Origin of the sequence: Chryseosolibacter indicum, assembly GCF_018598585.1 — a bacterium.
Lineage (GTDB): Bacteria > Bacteroidota > Bacteroidia > Cytophagales > Cyclobacteriaceae > Chryseosolibacter > Chryseosolibacter indicus.
In genome coordinates this window covers 1-26,163 of record NZ_JAHESD010000074.1, presented here as the reverse complement: position 1 = coordinate 26,163, position 26,163 = coordinate 1, and the positions used below count along the sequence as shown (strand labels likewise).

Sequence of the window (26,163 nt, the reverse complement as noted above, 5' to 3'; positions counted from 1 at the left end):
GGAACAGGCTACGGGAAAGTTAGTGGCGATGATGGGGGATGGAACGAACGATGCCCCTGCCCTGGCACAAGCTGATGTAGGCGTTGCCATGAACAGCGGAACACAGGCTGCAAAGGAGGCGGGTAACATGGTTGATCTTGACAATGATCCTACAAAGCTTATTGAAGTTGTTGAGATCGGCAAACAACTGCTGATCACCCGGGGAACGCTAACAACCTTTTCCATCGCCAACGACGTGGCTAAATACTTCGCCATCGTACCTGCGTTATTCATTGCATCTATTCCTGCCTTGCAGGCTTTGAATATTATGAATCTTAAAAGTCCCGAGTCCGCGATCCTTTCAGCCATCATCTTCAACGCTATCATCATTCCAATGCTGATACCGTTGGCCTTGCGCGGCGTTTCTTATAAGCCTATTGGTGCGTCGGCCTTGCTGAGAAGAAATCTCTTCATATATGGACTTGGTGGCATCATGGTTCCTTTTATCGGCATCAAGGCAATCGATCTTGTGCTGGGCCTATTCATCTAAAAATTACATCATTTGAAAAAGAATCTTTTGATCTCACTGAAGCTGACAGCTGTGTTCATTATCCTGCTTGCCATCCTATATCCACTGACCATTTCATTTGTAGGAAAACTAACACCTGGTGGTGGTAATGGTGAAACCATCTCGGTGAACGGAAAAGTAGTGGGATATAAAAACATAGGTCAGCGTTTTACTGCTGACCACTATTTCTGGGGTCGTCCATCCGCTGTCGACTACAACGCCGCGGGATCTGCCGGAAGTAACAAAGGACCTACTAATCCTGATTACCTCGCACTTGTAAAGACGAGAATTGACACCTTTGTTGTTCACAATCCGGGTGTAAAGAGAGAAGGTATTCCTGCAGATCTGGTTACTGCTTCAGGCAGTGGATTAGATCCGCATATCTCACCGGGTGCGGCCCGTGTTCAAATTGCACGTATAGCAAAGGTCAGGAACCTGTCTTATACTGTCGTGGAGGCGCTTGTTGAAAGGCATGTTGAAAAACCATTGCTCGGCCTCTTTGGGCCCCCACGCGTTCATGTATTAAAACTGAATATTGCACTTGATGAAATTACAAACCAGAAATAGATCCACGTCAATTCTACCCATGAAAACATTACTCTTCCTATTCATTCCATTAGCCTTTGTTACTCCTATGGCTTTTGCCCAGGAGGAATCGGAACCATCACCATTTACTGTAAGCGGATACATTGAAACATACTATACCTACGACTTTAACAAGCCAAAGGGAAATACGCGACCAGGTTTTATTTATTCATTTAACAGGCACAATGAAGTTAACCTGAACCTGGGTTTTATAAAAGGGTCATATACTTCGGATAATGTAAGGGCGAATCTGGCATTGATGTCGGGCACTTATGCCAATGCGAACCTGGCAGCAGAGCCAGGCGTACTAAAAAATGTACTGGAAGCAAACGCGGGCATTAAACTTTCTACTTCAAAGAACCTGTGGGTAGATGCAGGGATCTTCGGTTCGCACATTGGGTTTGAAAGCGCGATCGGGAAAGATTGCTGGAATTTGACAAGAAGTATTCTCGCGGATAATACCCCGTACTACGAGGCGGGCGCGAAAATCTCGTATACTACGGATAATGGAAAATGGTTTTTATCCGGTCTGATCCTGAATGGGTGGCAGCGTATGCAACGGGTTGAAGGAAATTCGCTTCCATCATTTGGAACACAGATTACGTTCAAGCCGTCTGCAGCTGTTACACTGAACAGTAGTTCTTTTATTGGCACAGACAAGCCTGACAGTGCAAGGCAGATGCGCTACTTCCATAATTTTTACGGCATCTTCCAGGTGTCTGAAAAGGTGGGGATCATTGCAGGTTTTGATTACGGTATTGAAGAGAAGAGCCCCGAAACAGGCTCGACCAATTCCTGGGTTTCGCCCATCCTGGTCGCCCGATTCAATCTTAATGACAAAGCTTCTTTTGTTGTGCGCGGCGAGTATTACCAGGATGAACACGGTGTTATCATTGCAACGGGCACCGCCAATGGATTTAAAACAACCGGCATCTCTGCCAATTTTGATTACCAGGTTATGCCAAATGCATTGTGGCGCATGGAGGTAAGAAACCTCAAAAGCAAAGACAAAATCTTTGAAGATGGTGATGGCGTTTCGACCAGCAACACATTTGTTTCTACATCGCTTGCCATAAGTTTTTAACAGATTAAACAGGACACATGATGTTGTTGGTTTTCGTAATGAAATACAGTGTACATTGATAGACGAGAAAGAAAAATCGGTTCAGCATTTCTTACACCTGATCCGCAAGTCGAAGCGCGGTAAGTTTAAGATCTACATCGGGATGAGTGCTGGCGTAGGAAAGACTTATCGCATGCTGCAGGAAGCACATAGCCTTATTAAAAATAATGTTGATGTACGCATAGGATACATTGAGACGCACAACCGTAAGGAAACGGAAGCCCTTCTTGAAGGGCTTCCGCTCATTCCCAGAAGGAAGACTTTCTATAAAGGAAAAGAGCTGGAAGAAATGGATCTACAAGCCATCCTGAATATCCATCCGGAAATTGTAGTGATTGATGAGCTTGCACACAGTAACATTGAAGGGAGCAAGCACGAGAAACGGTGGCAGGATGTGGTTGAGATTCTTGACGCTGGAATAAATGTGATCAGTGCCGTGAACATTCAACATATTGAGAGCCTGAACGAGGAAATACAACAGATCACTGGGATTGAAGTACGGGAGCGGATTCCTGACAAGGTTTTGCAGATGGCCGACGAAGTTGTTAATATTGACCTCACTGCCGGCGAACTTATTGCGCGGCTGCAGGAAGGGAAGATCTACCATCCTTCCAAAATCAGGACTGCGCTCGATAACTTCTTTCAGCCGGACAAGATCCTCCAGTTAAGGGAGCTGGCGCTGAAGGAAGTTGCCTCACAGGTGGAGCGGAAAGTGGATACGGAAGTGACGATTAACACCAGGCTACGTCACGAGCGGTTCCTGGCCTGTATTAGCAGTAACCATGAGACGGCAAAGATGATCATCCGCAAAACAGCAAGGCTAGCGGGTTACTATAACTCGAAATGGTATGTACTTTATGTTCAAACCAGGCGGGAAGACTCCAATCGTATTAAGCTCTCTGTTCAACGACATTTAATTAATAACTTCAAGATGGCAACCGAGATGGGTGGCGAGGTAATCCAGGTAAAGGACAACAACATTCCTTCCGTTATTGCACGGGTTGCAGAAGAGAAGCATATTACTACGGTTTGTATTGGCAAGCCTCACCTGACGTTGTGGCAAGTGATTTTAAAGACCAATGTCTTCAATCAATTGTTAAACAAGCTCTCGAATTCAGACATCGACTTAGTGATTCTATCATGAGTATTAAAATAAAGGTTACACTTGGCGTGCTGTTTCTTTTTGCAGTGATCCTGGTCATTAGCGGACTGGGCCTGTATTACCTGCAAAGACTGTCGCAGGATTCAAAGAACATCCTCACAGATAACTATGAAACGCTTCAATATACCAAGGAGATCATCAGCCAGTGCGACCGATTAAAAACAGACTCCGCGGATGCCCTGGAGATCATGGAGAAAAATATCCGCCTGCAAGAAAGCAACATTACGGAAGCAGGAGAAGGAGAACTGACAAGAAGTCTGCGGTCTGTTTTGAATCGTATAAAAGTTTCTCATGTAGATGATGTCCTGCTCGCGGAGCTCAGGAATACCTGCCTCTCGATTCAGCAAATCAATATGGAAGCTATCCAGAAGAAGAATGAGAATGCGCAACAAACTTCGGAAAATGCTTCTACCTATCTCGTTATAACAGGTACCTTATGCGTTCTCGCCGCATTCGTCTTCATTATAAACTTTCCAGGGTATATTGGCGACCCTATTGCGCAGCTTACTTCAGGTATAAAGGCAATTGCCAATAAGAACTACGAAGAGCGCTTGCAATTCGACAGAAACGATGAATTCGAAGAGCTCGCAAATGCTTTTAACCTGATGGCAGAGAAGCTGGATACTTATGAACACAGCAATCTCGCCAAGATTATTTTCGAGAAGAAACGTATCGAAACTATTATTAACCGCATGACCGACCCGGTTATCGGTTTGGATGAAGGCAATAGGATCATCTTTGTGAATGACGAGGCGTTACATCTACTTCATCTTGAGCGGACTTCCGTTATTGATCAATACGCGCCAGACATCGCCATACATAATGATTTACTGCGCAGCCTTATCAAGACCAGCGACCCCGGCAAGAATGAATCCGGCCTGATTAAGGCAGTAGTTTCCGGGAAGGAGAATTATTTTAGCAAAGAGATTATTCACGTTAACTACCTTCCTACGGGTGAAAAAGAAAACATCAATATCGGCGCGGTTATCCTGCTGAAGAATGTAACCGCTTATAAGGAATTGGACCTCGCCAAGACAAATTTTATCGCCACCATATCGCATGAATTAAAAACACCCATCGCATCTCTTCAGATGTGTGTGAAACTGCTCCAGGACAGCCGCGTAGGTACCTTAAATGAAGAACAGGCAAACATTGCCGAAACGTTGCAGGACGAAGTTTCAAGGATTTCGAAGATCACAAATGAACTCCTGGACCTTTCGCAGGTAGAGACAGGAAATATCAAGCTTAATATTAAGCGAGCCGATTCATACGACATCGTTTCACTTGCTACGGAAGCTGTGAAATTTCAGGCAGAAAGAAAGCATATCATTATTGATATTGAAATAGAAAAGGACGTGCCGGCTGTTCAGGCCGATATTGACAAAACGACTTGGGTATTGGTTAACTTTTTGACTAATGCGATTCGCTATAGTGCGGAGAACGGCCATGTTGTTGTTAAGTGCGAAGCAGATAACAGGTTTGTAACTTTTTCTGTTTCCGACAACGGTCCTGGAATTGAAGCGAAATATCTTGATAGAATTTTTGAGAAGTTCTTTCAGATACCAGGTACAGCCAGTGGTACAGGTCTTGGACTTGCTATTTCAAAAGAGTTTATTGAAGCACAGGGTGGGAAGATTAGTGCAGAGAGTGTTCCTGGAAGAGGAACCACGTTCACATTTCAATTGCCTGAAGGGGTATAAATTGATTGGGATAGGCAAGTCGAAAAGAAACCGAAGGCATGGTGTGCAGGGAGGGGGGTATAACATTCGCGAAAGGATGTGTGCATGGTAGTGGGTATGAGCAAAAGAGCGCTACGAACAAGACGTTCCTGCCATCTGGCCGGTTCTGACAAGCTGGCGAAAATGTACGACTATATGATTCGGTTTTTTAGTGAAAAGTGATTAAAGGCAAGGTTTTATATTTCTTTACTCAACTCCCGATACCTGCACAATCCGTTCACCCATCTCATCTGTTCAATTGTATTGCATTCTGCTTCAAAAAGAGAAGGTGAGGCCACTAGGATGCAAATGCATTTCGCACGGCTTGTTGCCACATTTAACCTGTTTGGATTGAACAGGAAGTCCATCCCCCTTGGGGCGTCCTCCACCGTGGAAGCTGTCATTGCATAAATAACTACGGGAGCCTCTCTGCCCTGAAATTTGTCCACAGTACCAACATCTACATCCTTAAGCTTGGCTTTCAGTCCATCGACCTGCGCATTGTAGGGTGCAACCACCAGTATGTCTTTCGGGCTTATACGGTAACGCATGCCTTTATCGTCAGACCACGACCCGGACTTCAATAGATTATCCACGATCAGTTTCACTCTTTCAATCTCTTCATCCGAGCGGTTTTGGTTTCCCCCATGTTCTACGGGTACATAGAATAGTCCATCCCCATCAAACCATGTACCGCCACTAATTTTTTGATTTGAAAGTTCGGGCAGGGCTTTAAGTTTGTTGTCGTAAAAAATTTCTGATGTAAACTTAGCTATTGATGGGTTAATTCTCCGTGTTACATCCAGGAAGAGACCTTTCCCTTCCGGCATCACAGCGCTGCCTTCGAGCAAATGCGTTAATGCAGCTACTCCGCTGCCTTCGGGATGCGCACCTCGCTGTGGTTGCTCAAGTTGCTGTGGATCGCCTAGCAAAATTAAATTACTGCAGGCACGCGACGCAGCCAGCACCTGCGACATCGCCATTTGTCCTGCTTCATCAACGATCAGGTAATCTACGCAATCGCGAAAATCATCGTCCGCCCAAAGCCAGGCTGTACCTCCGGTTATGGCATATGATTCGATTCCTTTTTTAATTTTTTTCTTATCCGTATGCTGTTTAACCCAATCCGGCATCTGTTGTTTCTCTGTCACTTTATGAACGAAGTCAACAGCAACTGAAAGCTTCTTCGCTTCCCTGTAAATTGTTTCAAACAACGTTGTTATTACACGATGACTCACCGCTGTAACACCAACCGTTTTTTTCGCTCTGATCAAATTGATAATAATATGCGCACCGGTAAATGTCTTACCCGTTCCCGGAGGACCTTGTATAGGAAGTATACTTCGGTTAAGATTGAGTGCGAGGCGCGTAGCGGCATCGCTCACTGCTTCTCCTGGCTGTATTCCAACTACGTCCGTCGTTTTCAATTGCGGTCTTCGATTCATCAGCAAGTCCTTGGCTGCAACGTAGTCGCCAATGCGCCTTAATCCATTATCGTCTACTTCATTGGCAATAGCAAGGATGGCGCGCCATAGTTGCTCTATGCCGATGACATCGTATTCATGAACCGCAATGGGATGAAGGTCTATAGTTTTTCCCGTCTTCTTAATCTCCACCAAACCGTTTTCACAATCAATCCTTGTAATCGTACCGAGCCTTATCCCGATGGGGTCTTCTTCATTGTAACTGTTCACTACATAGAGGTCATCATCTTCCTTTAGTGTAGTTTCCTGATCAGGAAACTTATACTGATGTACAGGTAACCTCCCGGTTGATGCAACGTCTTTTTGAAATACCAGTCCCACCAGCGCTTTTCTTTCTTCCATGAGGTCATCGTGCGCTGCTTTCTGCAAGCGAAAATGTTCCCACCATGCTGTTTTGTTTTCTCTCCTGAAATATTGAAGCTGATTGGCGAGTAGCCATTTTGCTTTATGCTCGTCATTCCAGGTATCGCGATCTTCGGGAAGGCTTTTTGTAAGTGACTCGAACAGGAGCTTTGACCGCTTTTCCAGTTCAATCAGTTTTTCGTCCGGAGGATCGGAAGTAAATACCGGCCTGGTGATGCTTTGACCGCTTTTAATGAGCTTTGTTCTTTCCCCTTCAAGCCATTGATGAAGCGCATGCGTTGCCAGGCAATCGTCTTCATTATATCCTCTCACTGATTCGATGATTGCCTCGGGCAGTGAATTAAACTCATTTAATTGTAAGGATCTTTCCAATTGCTTCCGTGATACACCTGCCTCCCTTAAATCAACTTGGCGTGTATATTGCGCAAATTTTTCAATATCCTTTAATGAATAGCGTTCTACGCTTGCGATAAGCGCCTCCTTTACAACAACGTGCAGATCGACAAACTTCCCTCTTCTCAGAAAGTCGTCAAGCTCCTGTTCATATACCGCATAGTGGTGCGCCAAACGCTTAAACGTGGTTGGCTCGTAATGACCATAGTGATAAATAAATAAGCCTGGATATTTCTTCATCCGTTCAAGAATGAACTCCATCACCGAGATAAAGGCCTGCTTTTCTTCTGCCCGTGTTGTTGCCCAGTAGCTGTTATATTTCAGTTCATTGTTGTTATCTGTAATCACAATTCCAAAAAGATATTCCAGGCTTCCGCCTTTAAAGAATGCATCCCCTTCAATATCTATATATACATCACCTGGAGATGGTTCTGGCAGCCTGTTAAAACCGCGCTTCTCTTCCATTGGCAGGACAACCTCGTGCAGGAGTGTATCCTTCACACGCGCGTCGTACTGAATGGAAGCCTGCTTTTTCTTCTTCACCAGATTTTCCAAGTTTCCACGCTTGGGGCGATCCAGGTTTTGAGCTAGCGCAAAAGCTTGAAGTGTTTCGATCGACTGGATTTTCAGATCCTGTATTTGCGTCTTGCGGAGTCCGGCCACAAAAGAAAGATGATCATCTTTTCTTCTCTGTTCGTTGCAGGTTTGCCACCAATTGCAAATGGTGCAGTGCTCTACAGGTTCCGGGTAAGTAGTCACGTTATTATTGATCGCTGTCCTGAAGTTCTTCCTGACGACGTTGTAGTACGCTTTAAAATCCCGGAACTGAAAATTTTCAATTATGAATGGATCTCCCGGCATGACTACAGCAAACTTCTCAGGTTCCTGACCCTGAATGATCGCTAGCAATTCTGTATAAAAGCAAAGCTGTATGATGGCCGATGTGCGGGTGTTTCTTGAAAGCTTGGTATCCTGGACTTCGTACTGCCAATTGCCGAATTGACTTTTGCCTTCCACCCGGATTAAAATGTCCGGGTATCCACTCCATTCATTATGTTTCAGCTGACCTTGAACGATTACGTCAGCTCCTGCTGCCATGGCCCTGATTGTTTCTTCGCAAGATTTTCTTTCACCACTCGTGGAGGTTAAACCCCGTGCACGCAAATAATCAACGTAAGCCTTCTCATGCGCTGCACCGCGCTGGATCAGCGCTTCCAAAACCGGATCGTGGTAATGAGGTATTTGTTTATCTTCAGTCAGGTATTGCTTATGAAGTTGTGTTGCATGCCTGCATGAGAGGTATGTGGAAAGGTCGGATGCGGCAAAAGTGTATTGGTTGTTGGCGTATTTCATAAGTTGAAGCAGTATCTGTACAGTTATTGCGCATTAGAGTGATTTACCGGCTTTTTAAGAAAATTAAATCACTTCCGTTTTTAAATCCGGCCACCAGGTAGAATTAAATCGCAATTACCAACGACCGTGACTTAGCGAATGAAAGAAACTGTGAATGGAAATATAAAATTTTATAGTTATTCAACCAAGTAGGTAAAATACGACTGTACCCAGCTTTTAAATGGAGATGCAGCGAGACATAGGAGCTCAAACTGTAGATGCTAATGGTAGCCCTTTCAGCTTTACTCTAACGCTTCCATTTCCCTTGATAATATATCATAATCTCTCATTAACTCATGTCTTTGAAAAAAAGCTTTTAAGCCTCTTATTCTCTCATGAATTGGAAACTGCAAATTCCAGTGTAATTTTTTATGACATTCCGAGCATAGTCTATTCGGGCAATTATCAGATTCTGCAAGATTATTTGTTCCATTCATAATACAAACTGCATTCGTGCAATGCTGGCATGAAAACATATGACCAATTTCATGTGCTGATGTCTTGATAAGTCTTTCCAGACAAATACGATAACCAACAGCATCCAACGCTCCATTGTAATACCTGGACAAAGAAGATACAGCAATGTGGTGCTTCGTTCTAGCCTGACCAAATACAAAATTATAGGAAGAGCCAGCGTATAAGTCTTTAGAGGTAACCGCCATCATCACGAGTCCTTCCTGAGGTATATTATTTTGAAGGTAATTGAGAATATCCGTAGTAAGCAGTTGTTCTGTACCATCAGAAAACCTCGGAACAGTAAGGTTTGAGATAATATCAGTGCCTCTGCGCGGAAGTATTTTTGTGTTAAGTCCGAAGAAGATATGCAGATACTCCGCAGTATATTTAATAACAGAGTCCTGGTAAGGAGTAAAGCTACCCAAAGGAAGCATGATTATTGTGTTTCGAACAGAATCTGGTTTTACCGGATTTGAAAGTTTGTATTGCTCGAAACTTTGGCCTTTTTCAGGGTGATCAAATAGCCACTCGCCTGGTTCTGGTGCACCAAGCGGTTCATCAAGTAATTTAAGCTTTGCTAAACGTTGTGAATTGTATTTTTCTGAAACATTTTCGCGTCTTCCAAATTCTGAACAGGAAGAAATAAGACATAACACGATAGCGACTCTCAGACCGCGAAGTAACGAATTAACCATTGTATTTGCAGGGAGTAAAGACGTCGTATTTTTTATTTTATCATCCCTTATTTTAAAGTGCATTGAATAAGCTCCCTGATTTAGTATTCTAAATAGTAGTATTTATTGGAGACGTTCAGTCTAAACCAGGTTTAACCGTTTATTATCTCAATTTACAAATCTATCAGGTATAGTTTCTCACTCCATCCATTTTTATTGGTGTGCATGAAACAAAATTAAGTTCATGTAAAATCATGATCTTTTATTTGTTACGGCAAGATTGTTCACAAAGTATACCGTGCAGTTTACAAAAAATGTACAAAGGACGTTGTTTTGTTTGCTACCCTTGGTCTGGCGTTTCGGCGACTTACATCATTCACTTAAAAATCTATTATGAAGAAATTTTTACTTTCAGTTTGCATGCTCTTATTTGGAATAGGAGCTTATGCTACCACCTATTATGTACGTGCGGATGGCAACGACAGCAATAATGGCTTGAGCAATTCGCCTGCAGGTGCCTTTAAGACAATAGCCAAGGCCTGTGAGAAGGTGCCGGCCGGGGCACACCTGATTATCATCGGCGAAGGAGTATTTACGGAAACTTTCACTATGCAACCCAAAGAAGGTGTATCAGTAAGGGGTCAGGGTGTGGGTGTTACGATCATACGATTTCCGCAAAAAACTGACGTTGAGGAGCCCGTGTTCAGCTACGTGGCGGCTGGTGCGTTTGACTTGCGTAGTATAAATATTCTTGAAAAAGGGGGAATTCGGTTCGTATGGGATAAGGAAGACAGGGTAGTTGATCGGCTTGCATCTGTAGACGGTAATCAGGAGATAAGCCATTTCACTCTTGACGGTGTAAATGAACTAGGCTTTGAGGGTATTCGGGTGCTAAACCGGAATAACGTTAAAATTCACGATGTTGAGATTTTAAATTTTTCATCGAGCGGTATCAACATAGAAGCCAAAGGACAGGCTACGGTGAGTAACACAGAGATTTACAATTTCACAATAAAAGAAAGTGGTTATGAAGGCACCGACAGATCTTTAGGAAATATTACCGTTTATGGGGATCAAAGAAATATTACAATAAGGAATGGCACAATAGAGCACCTGACCAAGAATTCCGGTTATGGGATTAAAGTATTACGATCATGGGCAGATTATCAGCGCAAGGGTGATTACATACGCAATATGAAAATTGACAGGCTTATACAGCATGGCAAAGATTCAGCAGCCTGGGATAATGGTAAGGCTGCAAATATTGCAATAGAATTCTGGTGGATTGCCGCAGAAGGGGTGGAGATTTCAAATTGTGATTTGACGAATGCAGTATCTATGGAATTTAACGCACCGTTAACAACCTATCCATACGCTTTCTGGCTTCATCATAATAAGATTAAAGTTGGCTATGCCGCTATTGGAGAGACTGCTGTCTCTAACATTATTTATGAACATAATTATATCGATTATCGGGAGAATTCTTTTGCATGGGGCGTGTTTGGTGAATTTAATAGTGGGAATGGGACACTTAATCCAGGTACGCCAATTCAGAATCTTATCGTAAGAAACAATATCTTCGATTTGGGCACTCGCCAACCCTCTTTTTTTGTTTTTACCAGTAAAGTTGAGAACATTCAATTCTACAATAATACGATAAATGCTATTGGTGGAACGCCCACGTTGTTTGAAATGCGGAGACCATATTCAAATGGATCCAACTCATTTAAGGTTTTTAATAACATCTTTGATTTTGAACATGGTGGCTCGTTCCAGGTATACATTTACAACGAAGGTAATGATGGTGCTGCTCCGGCAAATTCAATTTTTAAAAATAACATGTATCCTACTGCTCCTACGCTGTTGCCAACTACGTTTTCTACCACGCCACAGATTATTGGTCCCGCAGAATTGAAGCGTACAGGAAACAGGTTTGACACTTATTTTCAGCCTATTGAACATGCCAATGCAGTAGATCAAGGTATTGTTATAGCAGGCGTTAATGATACAAGGCCCTATAAAGGCAATGCTCCTGATTTAGGATATTTCGAAAGTGAGGGGGTAGCAATGCCAGATACAGAAGCTCCTACTGCGCCTCAGAATCTCCGTCTGGTCTCCCAGGCATCAAGCGCTGTTGAACTGGCGTGGAATGCTTCAACGGACAATAGGCGCGTTGTCGCATATGAAGTGTATCTTGGCAACCAATCTATTGGTACAAGTACTACAACAGTTTTTTCCGTAACAGGACTAAATACCAATACAACCTATAACTTTACTGTTAAGGCCAGAGATTTAGCCAATAATGTTTCTCAGGCTAGTAATAAAGTTTATGCAACGCTTGTAGGCTCCGCAATTGTGAATCCGCTGATAGCGCTGGCATTTAACGAGAATACAGGTAATTCTATAACAAACACGGGCAGCGCAGCAACGAGCCTTGTAAAAACTGACCTGTCTCCGGTATGGAGTACAAATGTACCCAGCCATGCCGTTGGTGTAAGTTCAATTGATTTTGGAACAACCCCGGGAAACTATGTTGTCGAAAGCAATGGTGTCGTTAGCGAATTAAAGGGACTTAGGTCATTTACAATTACAGGATGGGTGAATTGCAGGAGTAGTGATGTTGGTCCGGGAGGGAACCGCATAATCTCGTGGATTAATGGCGGTGCTGATGGAGTTGATTTAGTATACAGGAGTGATGGAAGTCTTCAGATGGGTATCAATGGATGGCCGGATGGATCTCCCGCATCTAGTTCTGCAAACAAGATTACAACGCAAAGTTCTGCGCCTGCAGCGAACTGGGTCTTTTTCGCAGTTACTTACGAATCTTCAACCAGTCAGGTGAAATTTTACTTTGGTAACAAAACAAGTGATGCTACTTTAGATTTAACCAGGAACTACAACAAAGGTGTAGTAGGAAGTAATATTGCTAAATTAGCGGTAGGACATTTTAATTCCGTTACAAGAGGCGCCGCGTTAGATAGAATGTTCAGAGGTTTGATTGATGATATCCGAGTGTATGGTACTTCGTTGCCAGCTTCTGATATTATAACAGTACAAAAAAGTAATTTGCAGGATATTGTCTCGCCTTCTGTGCCAACAGCTTTGGTTGCAAATGGTATCACGTCAACCAGTGTATCCCTATTATGGAGTGCGTCAACTGATAATATTGGAGTGACCGGCTATGAGATTTATAGAGAAAGTACGCTTATTGGTACAAGCAATTCTACAAGCTTTACAGTAACAGGTTTAACGCCAAATACTAATTATACATTCTCTGTGACCGCAAAGGACGCGGCAGGCAATATATCTGAATTAAGTAATCCCGTTAACGTAAAAACTAATGCGGCACCCACAACAACTACTGTTTATGAAGCTGAAGCATCCGGAAATACATTCGGTCCGGCAACGTGGATTAACGGTAACATCGTTAAGAATGTAGGCAATGAAGTTGGCTATATCCAATTTAATTCTGTGAGTTCAACTACATCAGAAAATAAAACATTGAAAATCTATTATATCAACGGCGATGCAAATGCAAGAACCGGATTGGTAACTATTAATGGAGCAACAACGCTGGTTACTTTTCCTCCTACCAGTACCTGGAATACCATTGGAGTTCTGACGATGACTATTAGTTTAAATGCAGGTAATAATATCATTAAGATTCATCATGAGAGAGACAATTATGCCCCTGATTTTGACAGAATTGAAGTAACAGGTACTGCGACAGCTGCACGGGCAGCATCAGAAAATCTTGTTATAAATTCTGATCCAACACAATTTGTTACTTATCCCGAGGTCTATCCTAACCCTGTAAAAGACGGGGTCATTCGTATTAGTTTACCAAATAAATCAAACAACGTGACACGTGTTGTTATAAGAAATGTTAGCACCAATGAAATTGTTTATCAGCAAGAGTTTACTGCTGATTTTATAAGTGAACTACAGTTTGAGCCAAATTTATTGCCAGGTATCTATGTATTGTATTTATCTGACGGAAACATGGAAAAATATACAAGAATAATGATCTACTAGTTTGGATTATTATTGATTGTTACCCTGGTGGCCATTCGGACACCGGGGTATTTTGTTTTTAACGTACTTCTAAAACATGAAACCATATTTCTATTTCACTGAAATCTTAGCAACAGCTTACCGACATACTTTTTTGCTATCGGATAAATCTAACCGTTCTGGTATTTCTCTTTATTAAAATGACCTTCATTGTCGTGCTGGAAAAGAAACAGATTGCTGGTTCATTAGAGCATCAATGAGTTACGGACAATAAGATCAGTTTTTGCTTTTGTCGTTACAACCACTTCCTTCAATCCTGAAGCTTCGATCGATCCCGACTGTGTAATTTGCTTTAATACGTTCTGTAATAACCCTGATGATTTGTCCAGGTGAATCGTTATAAAAACTGCCACTGAATGTACAGTCAAGTAAATTCTCCTTCACTTCAATTTTAATGTCATATTTCCTTTCGAGATCTGCAACTACCTCCCTTAAAGGAGTCTGGTTGAATCGTGTTATTTTATCTGGCCTGCCATGTGGTGGCGAAAATACTGCAATAAGCAGATACGCTATTACCAGGATAGTAATTGCCATGAGCCCAAACAGTATGCGTCGTTTACGCTTTTGCTTTTGTCGTTTTTTTCTGATAGCAGTTTTAATAGCCACAAGTCCCAGTTTATGAAAATTGTCAGGGTTATCTCCTGTGCTTTTTTGTGCATCACTCCACAGAAGCTTTAGCAATTCATATTTATAGCTATTGCCTTCACTGGCAAAGATCCAGGCCTTCAATTCCGCAGTCTCTGAATCTGTCGCTTGCTTACTCCATATGTTGATGATCAGTTTTGTGTTATCCATAAACAGTACTCTGAAAATCACGTCCTTTACCTACCTTCATCGCTAAATAAATTTTCATTTTCCTTACTGTAATCTTTCGCCCATTTCCGAAGCCTTTTTAAGGCACTAGTTTGACTTTTCTCGACCATCTTTCGGGATATCCGAAGGTTCGCCGCTATTTGATTAAGCGACAACTCATCGTCAATTTTCATCAGGAGGCATTGCCTTTCTCGAAATGGAAAGGTCATAATAAAGGCCCGCATTCTGGATATAAGTTCTTGCTCAATCAATGCCTCTTCGAACGGAGCTGAGCTATCGCGATAAACTTTAAGGAATTGAAAGTCATCGATGTTCAGGTGACGCTTGCGCTTGAAATGTGATACCGACATATTTCGCACGGTACGCACGAGATAGTGTTCAATCGATTTTTCATGGTATTGACTCAGTTCTTTGCGCTTTGCCCAGACCTGGAGAAATGTTTCTTGTACAATGTCCCGCGAAGCTTCTTCATCTCGTGAAAATCGATATGCAATTTTAAATAAGCTCTCCGAATAGAACTGGTGCAATAGCTCAATAGCTTCTCCAGGATGAGAGCGTAATAACATTCGGAGTCGCTCATTATTGATAACGTCAGACATCCATTAGAATTTATCACGTAACTATTATTTTATATATCGTAAGCCAATTGAACCCAATCCTGCCTGATAAACAGTTTGTTTTTCGGAATTTCTGCGGTAAATGATAATGTAAGTATTCGTTTCCCAAAATGAAAGCTATTGTATTTGAAAGGAGACTTAACAAATGTTAAAAGCTACAGAAGCAGTGAGTAAGGCAGATATGAGAGCAAGTACAAAATCGGTTATACGAGGCTTCATAAAAAATTGCTTTATCGTGTTCGATGGGATAAAAGTATACGGCATGGGTTATGATTGCAGAATAAAGAGTTATGAATGAGGACTCCTATTTTACCTGGAAAACAGAAGTGTTACTTCTGTCGGCGACCTCTTACATGCTTGGGAGAATGTCCGAATGTTCGTTTAAAGGCAGCAGAAAAATTGGGAACACTGTTATACCCCGATAGTGACGATATCTGCTTGATGGGAACATCTGTCTCCAACAATAGCTTCATGGCTTTTTGCATCCGCTCGTTTAATTTAAAAGAGGCAATGGTTGTACCATAAAAAAATTTAAAGCCCTGTTTTAACTTGAAATCGTTAATTCCCACAAGATGTGCCAACTCTGGTACTGAAACTTTCGTGTGAATATTTTCAACCAGATACTTCCTTGCTTCTTCAAGTTTCAGCTCTTCGTCTTTTGATAGGAGAATGCGCGCTGGATAATGTTGCTCCGGAACGGAATTTAAGCATAGGAGCAGAAGCTCTGATATTTTTACCTCAAGGTATATTTGGGGTACATCATTACTGTAATCGAAACGCATGATGTTCTCAATGATCGAAAGCATTTCAGAACTTATAACAATATCCTCGCTGAAGATCTTGCCCTGCATCCTGTTTACTGCAACAGTGAGGAAATCAGAGGAGGCATTAAACACACCTTTCCAGCGTTCAAGAAAGTCTTTCTCAAAAATAATCCCGAAAGAGTTGTAAGTTTCCTTTTTCCGGAGCCTCAATTCCGCCCGGGCTTTATTGGTAGAAAAAAAATTATAACAACGCTCCGCAATAACTCCCGCTGGCATACCTTCAATGATATAATGCAAACTGCTTTTTAGATTGAAGCTCAGTGTAAACCACTTTTTTTCATGGGAAATAGCCAGGGTTGTATCGTCTTCAAGCATGGTGCTGCCCTGCCAGATATAGTAATCACTTCCTTTGGTAGACCGGAATACAAATTGACCAAACTGCCCTTCTGCCCTGATAAATCGTACATCTCCTTCGATGTCTCGCCCCATAGGAAGATGGTATTCAACAGTTCCAAAAATTTTTGACTTGAGTTTTACGTTTTCCTGCGCCATAGCAGTAAGCATTCGTTGGATATTAATAAAAGAAATAATAGCCATCATGACTGTTCTTATGATGACAGCTGTGACACAACTGGTAATAGTAATATTGCAATGACTAATCACCAGTTGACCAGTTTTTGTTACGCTCCCAATCAGGCTTTGTGATGGGCTCCTTTGCCTGGAATCGAATGACTTGGCTCTAATTTATAAATGATCTGACAAAATACATAACATCACAACCAGGCGTTTAGGTAATAATAGTCTCCTGTATATTTTTTCTAAAATTAAATATTATGATTTGAGCGGATGTAATTATGCGTCTGGAATAATTGAAAACGTTTGTCAACAAAGTGAAGACTAAATTATTTGTTCAAAGTTATGGTCTGGGTACAAATCATTATTATGTAATGTCTCTTTCTTTTATGGATATATTGATTCTGTTAAAATGAATTAATTTTTGGAAATAGAACAACAAACCCCTCGCTGATATGTTTAATACAACGTTCATCCTACTCCAGAGTTTACGCTATTCACTTGCCCGCTTATTATCTGTTCCTGTAATGACGTCAGTGCAGTAGTGTTCGTTGTTAGGAATAATTCAGTTGAACAAAGAGTTGCCTTTGTGAGATACGAATTGAGCTATTTTGAGTTGCTGTTAAAAGACGAAGTGCTTGAAACGTTAACAACGCCAACACAGGCACAGGAAGAAATGTTTTTAGTGACCGTAAAAGAGGAGGTAAATAGAATAAAGGCGTCCTGGAAAAATCATGTACTGGCAGCTACCAGCGAAAGTTGGATAAAAAGATATATCCAACACCACCAGCGGGGAATTACGGAATTGCTGGATTCTTTGTTGAAAGAATGGACTGGGCAGGGAAACTATTTGAATAAAGTACTTGAGGATGCGTTGGAAGAATTGCGTTCTTTTATCGAAAGGTATTTTCATGGATATTATAACCTGGATGAAAGAGTCTCATTCGTTTATGCCTCGCTTGCAAAACATGATATCCAAAAGCAGTTGATCGTCATTAGAAAGCTCCTGTCTGGAACCGCTGAGGAGCATTTGCCTTTAAAAATGTTATTGGATATGCTTGACAATTTTACCAATAATACGTCAGATGCAACATATAACTATCGCAGAATAGCGTATATGAAAGAGGTGCTGCATGAACTTACTAACCTGGCACAGGACGGTATCCCGCTCACCTGGAGTCACATAATTGATTTTATATTCTACGTGAATTTTAATTCACCGGCATTTGTAAAGCACTATACAAATAGCCTGCAAGCAGAATTGGTAAAGGAGAGCACCTTAAATGGTCAGCTCGGAAAACTGGCTTTTGAATACAAAGTAATAAACCAAAAGCAGGTAAGGCCAGGTCTTATCTACATGCCTGAACTTAAAAGTGCAAAAGAGCTGATTGCTGAATGGATCATAGAGGAAATGCAATACCTTAGGGAAAAACAACACCTCTTAAATGCCACCCCGGTCGCACCGGAGAAAGATTTCAAAAATGATTTTAAGATTATACTGGACATGTCTGTATCACAATTTGCCTGTCTGATCAGGACTTTTATAGAAATCGGTGTGATTCAAAATAAAAATATTACTGAATTGGTGCGATTCATTACCAGTGCCGTGCAAACAAAACGGTCGGAGAATATCTCTCAGGAGAGCTTTAGAATGAAATACTATAACATTGAGTCGGGAACAAAGGAATCCGTGAAAAAAACGCTCAACAGGCTTCTTCAGCATTTGATCTGATCACAACATTCAAAAACAATTTCTGTTCATTTTACGCTGTTAAAGGGTTACTGTAACCGCTTGTAACTGGATCGGAAAGTATATGCGCATTTCCTTTACTGTCAGATTCTACTGTCTTTATTATGATAAATCACGACCTGAACCGGATGGTTATTTATGTCAAGGATATCCAGCGTATTACCGGCAGAACAGAACGTTATTGCAGAAAAATAATGGGCTTAATCAGGAATAAGTTCGGAAAGGAGAAGCATCAATTGGTTTCTGTAAATGAATTTTGTCAGTTTATGGGACTCCCATTAGATGAAGTGCGCAAATACCTTAAGGCTTGATACTTGTTTTGTCAATGGTAAATGGAGGCTTTCTTAAAGAAGTCGGAGAGCTTCACATTGGATGCGTTCCCTTGTCCTGGTGTAATTGATAGCACGATGTGCTTTACACGAAGATCAGCAGGGAAAATATTTTGATCCGTTCCTATCCTTGCCTTTAAGAAAGCCTCAGCACCTGATTACATCATCTTTCCTTTTTTGCTATACGTTTCAACACCAGTGACATGGTAAAGCTCGCAGTTGCGCCAACAATAGCCAGTACCACACTCTTTACAATGTCATTCAGGTGAATACTTCCGAACAAGGAGAAAAGGGTGCCACCAATCGTACCCGCAAGAGTGCCGTGATTATTATTCAGTGTCGACATAATCCGCGGGATCCGCTCCTTCCTGTTTATCATCCACTGCAGTTTGACTCACGGCTGTCATTACGCTGCCCGCTACAGCAACATAACCTGCAATTGTAATAACAGCCGCAGGCAGTGTAATAGGTGCTGCTATAACTGCAGCGCTGGCCGCCGCGAGCGCCAGACCTACAGTGCGGAGAATTTTAAAAAACTTAGGCGTGGGAGCCTGCATTCTTGATATAATATTCATAATTAAACGTTAAGTGATAAATTTATTTTTGACGAAAGCATTAAGCCACGAATGGCCCTCAAAGTGGAGGAGCTCGTCCATATCTTCCGGCAATCCCCCGTATTGGTGATGACTGCATGATATTCAGCAGTACCAGTTAAACCGCGCTGTCGACGTTCACAACTTGAATAGCATTGAAGAAGCCGTTTTGAAGCGGATAATATTCTCCGTTTACAAACTGGTTAAATTCAATAGCCAAAGTCATAAACACAGGATGGATACTGGCCGGCTCAACACTGGCTTCTAACGTTGTCCCTGGTGCTTGAACATTGTCAAACGCAAGTACGGGAGTGGAGAATTCCTCCGTATTGTATGTGCCGTTCTCGAAGTCCACGGCGGAGACTCCAAGCTTAAGTACATAATGTGTGGCTCCCTCAGGCACGCGGATCATCTTGTTTGGAACATAAGGTGACACAATCACCCGGCCAGCGCCGGTGCTCCTGTCAAAGGCAGTGGTGAACTTAGGTAAAAAGGTTTGGGAGAGTTTCGCATTCAAATTGAACTCAAAGCCATTGAGCAATGAAGTCTCACCATCTGTGACGTTGCGTTTACCGCGTGAACTAACGGTGTCAGCTTTTACCACCTTCATCATTTCTCGCGTTAGTCGGCTTGCCATTCGCCTGTCTTGCCCATTAAGAACAAAGGATCGTAACGCTGCACGAAGAAGTTTGCCCGCTTTGCCAGCCCTGCCAAACTCTTCGCCATTTTCGCGGGTCCGTTGAAAGCGTGGATCGGTTTTTACACGCTCTGCGCTTACACCGCCTTTTTCGCGAACCTGGTAACCATCTTGCGTCTTGAAGAAGGTCAGATCCCCGATCTGCCCTTCCAGTTTCAGAAAACTTTTTTGTCTTGCCATAATTAAAAATTTATGTGTGATGCAAAACAAAGGGGTGTTCACCAGCTTTAAAAAATGTCAGGACCGCTTCTGCCTGTAATAGGACAATTGTTCATAAAGGGTATACTTTAAATACCAACATGTATAAATGCAGAGCAATGTGCCGATAATAGAACGTTTGTTCCACTACTGGGTATAATGTAAGTGTATAAGAGGTGTATGCATGAAGTATACGTGAAGTATGGATAGTGTATAGGAAGAGTATGAGTAAGTATACATCCCCCTGCTCTTGATAAATGGTTATGTTATCATAGCAGTTTGCAGTACGTTCTTTTCACCAGGAAGTTCAGCGCTCACACGTCGCCTGTCCGGTTATTGTCTAAGGTGAATTTTAATGAGGTGAAGTCATTCTGCCTGTCCCGGCGTATGCCTGGGAACGACAGTGGGTACATGTGCTGAGTCGTGAAGGAATCTCTTGGCGATGAACGCAAAAGAAGATGCAGATGAACAAGAAAATAGCACAGGGTAAGGATTGCGCGACATATTACTACTAACCCCCTGTAAGAATAACATCTATAAACTGCATACCTTTTAGTGAGATGCCCCCACGCAGCTGGTAGTACAATTTTGAAAAAGTAAAGTCCCCGCGAAGGGCAGGGACTCACAGTCAAACAGAAACACTAAAATAAAAAACGATAAAAAACAACTAAGCAAATTGCGCTGCGTTCTCTTCTGCCATAACCCGGCACTCTTCAGCGCACCTTCTGCATTCTATAGCACAACGTTTACAATGTTCCATCGCTGCATTTCGCTCACACTCTAACGCACATTCTTCACATAGTTGTACACAAAGCTGGCAGAGAGCGGTAGCATGCCCGCCACCCATACTCATAAGCCTTGCCGTGGAGTCACAGAGCAAAGCACACTCACGGGTAAGCGAAATGCAATAGGATAAAAGCTTGATGTCATCTTCTTTTAGGCACTCCGTGGCACAGTGTTCGCATTCAACCGCGCATGCGTTGCATGCATCAATACAACTTTTTAAAACATGATGATTCATAACAGTTGTAGTTTTAGTGTTTATAATTACTGCTTTAGAGCAGTCGTTATTAATTACTGTATCTGAATTGCTTTCTTGGCTTTCCCGTCTTTCATGTCGTTCTTGTGAATGGTCCGCCTCAGCACACCATTTTCATACAATGCGCTTATATCTTCTTCGTTTACATTCTTCGGTAGGTTAAACGATCTTGAAAATGAAGTATAACCGAACTCCCTTCTCGTATATCGGTCGTTTTTGTTTTCCTTCTCCTCCTTTCGTTCAGCCGAAATAGTAAGGAGGCCTTGCTCTAATGATATATTAAAATCATTTTTGTTATATCCGGGTGCTGCTATTTCAACCTCATAGTTCTTTTCGTTCTCTTTAATGTTTACTGCAGGAACACTTTGCCCCTTCAGCCAGGGTGAGCTAAAGAACCTGTCGTCGTCAAAAAAGTCGGATAGAAGTGATCCTCCTAATCCAGGCCAGTCAGTACGCTTGATAAGTGACATAAACTCCTCCTTTCGTTTAGTTAAACAACTATTTCAATTTTAAAGGGTAGAGGCTGTTCTATTTTAAATAAAACAGCCTCTGAGTTGCACGCTTCCATTTGCTGGTGTATCCAGACCCAAGATCGAAATGTTAGGCAACTATTTCTGGAATTCGAAACGCTTACCATTTGAAGAGTGTCAACGTCTTGTTTCATTTTTGGAAAATGAATGTGCCCGGGTTGAGATTGTCCAATCAAAGGTGTTGGATGTAGAGCAGCTTGATTTTTGTAGAGCAACACTGCATAGTATGGAATTCTGCATAATGTCGTAGTCGCCCCACGTAATTGCCGTTAATACCCTCTTTACTTAAGATATTGTAACTTATTTTCGTAGCATATTTGGTTTAACATAATTCATGATAGTCAGGATAATCATATGCTTGCTGTTTTTGATTTCACACGGTCTTAACGCACAGGAGATGGAAATAAAACTGTATAGTGGCCATGCACCAGGTTCTGAACGATGGACATGGCAGGAGGAAATGAACAATAATAATAGCATGAATGTAATGACAGTGTTTAACGTCGTACATCCATCACTGACAGTTCATCTTCCTGATCCATCAGCAGCCAACGGAACTGCTATTGTTATTTGTCCAGGTGGAGGCTTTCACTTTCTGGCCATTGATCACGAAGGAAATAATATAGCGAAAGAATTAGTGAAGAAAGGAATTACTGTGTTTGTGCTGAAGTACAGGCTGGTGCATGTATTAACAAATAATCCTTTTGATGAAATGATCAATACCGCAGATATGAAAGCCTGGGATGATCAAGCCATGCCGATAATTCCTTTAGCCATTGATGACGGAAGAAAAGCCCTCGCTTATGTAAGGCTTAATGCATCTCAGTTTAATTTAAACCCTGAACACATTGGCATTATGGGTTTCTCCGCAGGTGGCATGGTGGCAGCAACCACGGCATTTGGTTATGATTCACTTAATAGACCTTCCTTCGTGGCACCTATATATGGCGATTTGCCTGAATCAAGGTTAGGCACGGTCTTAGCAGATGCCCCGCCTTTATTTGTTGCCTGCTCCCAGGACGATGAATTTGGATTCGCCTCGCATGCAATAAACATATACAACAAATGGTATCAGGCAAAACGTCCCGTGGAAATGCACCTCTTCACCAGGGGAGGCCATGGTTTTGGTGCAGGAAACGTTGGTACAACAACTTATAGGTGGATCGATCAATTTACAGCATGGTTGAAAATGATGAAACTCATACCCTAGGACGGGATAGATTGACGAACGTTGGGCAAGCGGAAAGCACAGCTATGTTTTTACTGTTGTGTATGCTTGCAAAATGGGCTGATCGTTCCATTTGATCTTCTTGTTTTTAATCATGCTTTCAGATCCTTGGAATATAATTTACAATTGCTTCATCCATCTTTTCCAATATTAACTTGCGGGTAAAAGTATCAGATACAACAAGTCTTGCTTCCCCTACGGATTGAGGTTCCTTGAAATGCTTATAGTCATCTTTTTCATTCGGCACTGATAGCCAGGGTATAATAGCGAACCCAGGATTAGCACGTACCATGTTTTTCAATGACGCTATAGAATTAATACCAAACGAAATACCTGGCGATGAAGCTGAATACGTGTTTAAAATACCATCACAAACTCGGTTCCTTCCCCTGGGATAGTATTCAAATAAATTTCAGCATGATGCAGTTGAAGAATTTGTTTCGTTAGGGCAAGTCCAATACCAGTGCCGTGTTTACGCGTAGTAAAAAAGGGAATAAAGATCTTATCCGCTATCGCTTCTTCTATACCCTCGCCATTATCAATTACACGTATCAGTATTTGATGCTCTATCTGTTGCGCTTTTACTTGAATGGTTGGGTTGTTCTTCAAAGCAACGGCATCAACAGCATTGTTAATTAAATTGATCAGTACGTGTTCAAGAAGCTCCGGGTCGGCAGTGAACTTTAAATTGCGTTCGACGCTTCTTTTGAAATCTATACGGTATTCCTGGAATTTTGGAGCCATTAAGGTATAAACACGTTCAACAAGATCGTGAATATTGATCTCCTTCATCGAAGCTTTCGGTATACCTGTAAGCTTGCGATAGGACTGGGTGAAATTATACAAGCCCTCGCTTCTTATCTTTATCGCTTCAAGTCCTGCTTCCAGTGTTCGATGCTGATCAGGCTCTGTAAATAATTTATGGTTTTGCTGTACAAGATGATGAAGCGTACCGCTCAATGATATAATAGGAGAAACGGAATTCATGATTTCATGACTCAACACGCGGATAAGTTTTTGCCATGCCTCAATCTCCCGCGCATCCAACTCATTCCTGATATTCTGCATGGAGATAAGTTTGTAATACTTGTCTTCAAGTTTGAACTCGGCGGCATGCATGGAGAGTTGAAGAACTTCCTGGTCCAATTTTAATTTGACGAGCCTTGTCTCACCGGTTTTAATTTCCTCGATCGCCTGAACCAGAGAGGCATCTATGGCTGCAATTGATTTTAGACTGGTAAGCACATTTTTTTTAAACAGATCTTTTAGAGCTTGATTAGCCAAATGAATCTTGCCGGTGGAATCAATACTTAAAATACTCACGCGTACATGTTCTACGAGCATTTCAAGGTAGCGGTGTTGAATCTCTTTTTCTTTGCTGATCGTCATGAATGACGCTGATATCTGGCTCAGCACTTCGTATAGTTCACGGAAACTTTTTCCGTGTGATGCGGCAGTGAAATGAGTGCTGAAATCGCGTTGTAGCAGGTTGACCATGAATGTTTTTATATCACGGTTAAACCTGTCTATGTACCAGATCATTTCTGCTAAAGAAATGACAAGGGTGATAGCCACATAAAAACTTCGGAGATAAAAATGATGGAGAACGCACCATGTGAATAGAAGGATAACAAAGGCGAGTATAAGTACCCGTATTACAACCTGGAAACGAAAATGCTTAAATACCATACGTCTCCATTCTGCGGTAAAGGGCTCCACGTGATAAGCCTAGTTCTTCTGCTGCATGACTGATGTTTCCATTGTGTTTTGCAATGGCTTTGCGTATAGCCCATGCTTCCAGCTTTTCCAGGTTTAAATAGTCAAAGGTAAAGTCAGCCGACATCTGTTTTTGAATAGAGCCAAAATCTTCCAATTGTAGTACTTCCCCTTCACACATAATCACTGCTCTTTCTACGGCATGCTGAAGCTCACGGATATTGCCAGGCCAGCGGTACTTTTGCAATGCTGTTAAAACAGGATCAGGAACGGACAAATAGGCTTTCTGGTACTTTTGTGCGTATTTCTTAAGGAAATGCAAAAGCAGTTGTGGAATGTCTTCAGGTCTTTCAGATAGGGGAGGTATATGTATCTCAACAGTGTTTATTCGGTACAACAGATCTTCTCTGAACTTACCTTCTTTTACCATTGCTTGTAGGTTTGCATTGGTAGCACAGATAATACGCACGTCAACGTCTACAGGATCATTGGTGCCAAGTCTGACAATTTTCTTGTGTTGCAATACGGTAAGAAGTTTTGCTTGTAGGGGAAGTGACAGATTACCAATCTCATCCAATAATAATGTTCCGCCTGCGGCTGCCTCAAACCTCCCGACGCGTTCTTCCTTTGCATCGGTAAAGGCTCCTTTTTTGTGGCCAAATAGTTCGCTTTCAAAGAGGCTTTCACTTAACGCACCCACATCCAACGTCATGAATATGCCATCGGCTCTGTTTGAATGTTTATGTATCTCCCTTGCTATTACTTCTTTGCCTGTTCCGTTTTGCCCTGTAATAAGTACTTCCGCATCTGTTGGAGCAATCTTTTCAATAGTCTTTCGGATTGCAGCAATAGAGGTGGAAATGCCAATAAGTGGTTCATAATTTTTATCTAAAGCAGAGACCAATGTTTTCTGCTGCGATTTTAGCTGGCGCACCTTGCGCTTTTCCTGGCTTATCAGGTTTGCTGCTTTAACCGTTGATAACAATTTTTCATTTTGCCACGGCTTTACGATGAAGTCTAATGCTCCTTCTTTAATAGAATCAACAGCTACTTGTATATCAGCAAAAGCCGTAATAAGAATAACTTGTGTATCCGGTGAATGATTTAAAATCTTCTTCAGCCAGAATCTTCCTTGATTTCCGGTTGTATCTCCGTGGCGAAAATTCATATCAAGCACTACCACATCAAAATGCTCCCGATCAAAAAGTGCTGTGATCCGTTCCGGATTGTTTTCGGTTTTAACGGTTGTAAAATGTGGCTCCAGCAAAAGTTTGATGGACAGCAATAGAAACTCGTCGTCAGCTGCCAGGAGAATGTTACCCGTTGTTTTAGCCATGCTTTTTAC

At 42.0% G+C, this 26,163-nt stretch carries 21 protein-coding genes; 8 read left to right on the top strand and 13 right to left on the bottom strand.

Annotated features, from left to right (window positions below; translation table 11 throughout):
* The 5 genes from KK060_RS21695 to KK060_RS21675 all read left to right on the top strand — a co-directional run.
* Positions 1-529 (top strand): HAD-IC family P-type ATPase (locus KK060_RS21695; protein ID WP_254156410.1); only part of this gene is annotated, 529 nt, incomplete at its 5' end.
* Between the two features lie 12 nt (positions 530-541).
* On the top strand, positions 542-1,114 hold the full coding sequence (locus KK060_RS21690; RefSeq protein WP_254156408.1) for a K(+)-transporting ATPase subunit C: 573 nt from the start codon (positions 542-544) through the stop codon (positions 1,112-1,114).
* A 19-nt stretch (positions 1,115-1,133) separates the two neighbouring features.
* The gene (locus tag KK060_RS21685) at positions 1,134-2,216 is read left to right on the top strand and encodes a porin (RefSeq protein ID WP_254156398.1); all 1,083 of its coding nucleotides are present in this window, start codon (positions 1,134-1,136) and stop codon (positions 2,214-2,216) included.
* A gap of 58 nt (positions 2,217-2,274) precedes the next feature.
* Positions 2,275-3,399 (top strand): sensor protein KdpD, encoded by a 1,125-nt coding sequence (locus tag KK060_RS21680; RefSeq protein ID WP_254156414.1) that lies wholly within the window; start codon positions 2,275-2,277, stop codon positions 3,397-3,399.
* Positions 3,396-5,117: a sensor histidine kinase gene (locus tag KK060_RS21675; RefSeq protein ID WP_254156390.1), complete on the top strand. Its 1,722-nt coding sequence runs from the start codon at positions 3,396-3,398 to the stop codon at positions 5,115-5,117. The genes KK060_RS21680 and KK060_RS21675 overlap by 4 nt, the downstream gene beginning before the upstream one ends.
* A 215-nt stretch (positions 5,118-5,332) precedes the next feature.
* Here KK060_RS21675 and KK060_RS21670 read toward each other — a convergent pair whose 3' ends face one another.
* Both KK060_RS21670 and KK060_RS21665 read right to left on the bottom strand, forming a co-directional pair.
* A complete protein-coding gene (locus KK060_RS21670) occupies positions 5,333-8,728 on the bottom strand; it encodes a TM0106 family RecB-like putative nuclease (RefSeq protein ID WP_254156388.1) in 3,396 nt (1,131 codons plus the stop codon).
* A 281-nt stretch (positions 8,729-9,009) separates the two neighbouring features.
* Positions 9,010-9,918 (bottom strand): archaemetzincin, encoded by a 909-nt coding sequence (locus tag KK060_RS21665; RefSeq protein ID WP_254156386.1) that lies wholly within the window; start codon positions 9,916-9,918, stop codon positions 9,010-9,012.
* 372 nt (positions 9,919-10,290) lie between these two features.
* Here KK060_RS21665 and KK060_RS21660 point away from each other — a divergent pair, with 372 nt between their 5' ends.
* The gene (locus tag KK060_RS21660; protein WP_254156384.1) at positions 10,291-13,932 is read left to right on the top strand and encodes a fibronectin type III domain-containing protein; all 3,642 of its coding nucleotides are present in this window, start codon (positions 10,291-10,293) and stop codon (positions 13,930-13,932) included.
* Positions 13,933-14,187: 255 nt separating this feature from the next.
* On the opposite strand, the gene KK060_RS21655 is transcribed toward KK060_RS21660, so the two are convergent.
* The 3 genes from KK060_RS21655 to KK060_RS21645 form a co-directional block, all read right to left on the bottom strand.
* The gene (locus KK060_RS21655) at positions 14,188-14,766 is read right to left on the bottom strand and encodes a FecR domain-containing protein (RefSeq protein ID WP_254156380.1); all 579 of its coding nucleotides are present in this window, start codon (positions 14,764-14,766) and stop codon (positions 14,188-14,190) included.
* Positions 14,767-14,792: 26 nt separating this feature from the next.
* Positions 14,793-15,383: an RNA polymerase sigma factor gene (locus tag KK060_RS21650; RefSeq protein ID WP_254156378.1), complete on the bottom strand. Its 591-nt coding sequence runs from the start codon at positions 15,381-15,383 to the stop codon at positions 14,793-14,795.
* A 347-nt stretch (positions 15,384-15,730) separates the two neighbouring features.
* Positions 15,731-16,765: a helix-turn-helix transcriptional regulator gene (locus KK060_RS21645; RefSeq protein ID WP_254156376.1), complete on the bottom strand. Its 1,035-nt coding sequence runs from the start codon at positions 16,763-16,765 to the stop codon at positions 15,731-15,733.
* A 562-nt stretch (positions 16,766-17,327) separates the two neighbouring features.
* Here KK060_RS21645 and KK060_RS21640 point away from each other — a divergent pair.
* Entirely contained in the window at positions 17,328-18,470 is a 1,143-nt protein-coding gene (locus tag KK060_RS21640) for a hypothetical protein (protein ID WP_254156360.1), read from the top strand.
* A 510-nt stretch (positions 18,471-18,980) separates the two neighbouring features.
* On the opposite strand, the gene KK060_RS21635 is transcribed toward KK060_RS21640, so the two are convergent.
* The 5 genes from KK060_RS21635 to KK060_RS21620 form a co-directional block, all read right to left on the bottom strand.
* Positions 18,981-19,163 (bottom strand): hypothetical protein, encoded by a 183-nt coding sequence (locus tag KK060_RS21635; RefSeq protein ID WP_254156353.1) that lies wholly within the window; start codon positions 19,161-19,163, stop codon positions 18,981-18,983.
* The gene (locus KK060_RS21630) at positions 19,147-19,392 is read right to left on the bottom strand and encodes a hypothetical protein (RefSeq protein ID WP_254156352.1); all 246 of its coding nucleotides are present in this window, start codon (positions 19,390-19,392) and stop codon (positions 19,147-19,149) included. Before KK060_RS21630 ends, KK060_RS21635 begins: the two co-directional genes overlap by 17 nt.
* Before the next feature lie 136 nt (positions 19,393-19,528).
* Positions 19,529-20,287 (bottom strand): hypothetical protein, encoded by a 759-nt coding sequence (locus KK060_RS21625; protein WP_254156350.1) that lies wholly within the window; start codon positions 20,285-20,287, stop codon positions 19,529-19,531.
* Between the two features lie 685 nt (positions 20,288-20,972).
* Positions 20,973-21,326: a four-helix bundle copper-binding protein gene (locus KK060_RS25365; RefSeq protein WP_496196146.1), complete on the bottom strand. Its 354-nt coding sequence runs from the start codon at positions 21,324-21,326 to the stop codon at positions 20,973-20,975.
* 53 nt (positions 21,327-21,379) lie between these two features.
* Positions 21,380-21,814, bottom strand: coding sequence for an Hsp20/alpha crystallin family protein (locus KK060_RS21620; protein ID WP_254156348.1), 435 nt, complete (start codon positions 21,812-21,814; stop codon positions 21,380-21,382).
* Positions 21,815-22,271: 457 nt separating this feature from the next.
* On the opposite strand from KK060_RS21620, the gene KK060_RS21615 reads away from it, so the two are divergent.
* Positions 22,272-23,084, top strand: coding sequence for an alpha/beta hydrolase (locus tag KK060_RS21615; RefSeq protein WP_254156346.1), 813 nt, complete (start codon positions 22,272-22,274; stop codon positions 23,082-23,084).
* Between the two features lie 118 nt (positions 23,085-23,202).
* Here the strand turns inward: KK060_RS21615 and KK060_RS21610 are convergent, their stop codons facing one another.
* From KK060_RS21610 to KK060_RS21600, 3 genes are all read right to left on the bottom strand, one after another.
* Positions 23,203-23,394 carry a type 2 periplasmic-binding domain-containing protein gene (locus KK060_RS21610; RefSeq protein WP_254156344.1) on the bottom strand — a complete coding sequence of 64 codons (192 nt, stop codon included), beginning with the start codon at positions 23,392-23,394 and terminating at the stop codon, positions 23,203-23,205.
* A 65-nt stretch (positions 23,395-23,459) separates the two neighbouring features.
* Positions 23,460-24,644 (bottom strand): sensor histidine kinase, encoded by a 1,185-nt coding sequence (locus KK060_RS21605; RefSeq protein WP_254156342.1) that lies wholly within the window; start codon positions 24,642-24,644, stop codon positions 23,460-23,462.
* 136 nt (positions 24,645-24,780) lie between these two features.
* The coding region (locus tag KK060_RS21600; protein WP_367397531.1) for a sigma-54-dependent transcriptional regulator at positions 24,781-26,163 on the bottom strand (1,383 nt) is incomplete at its 5' end.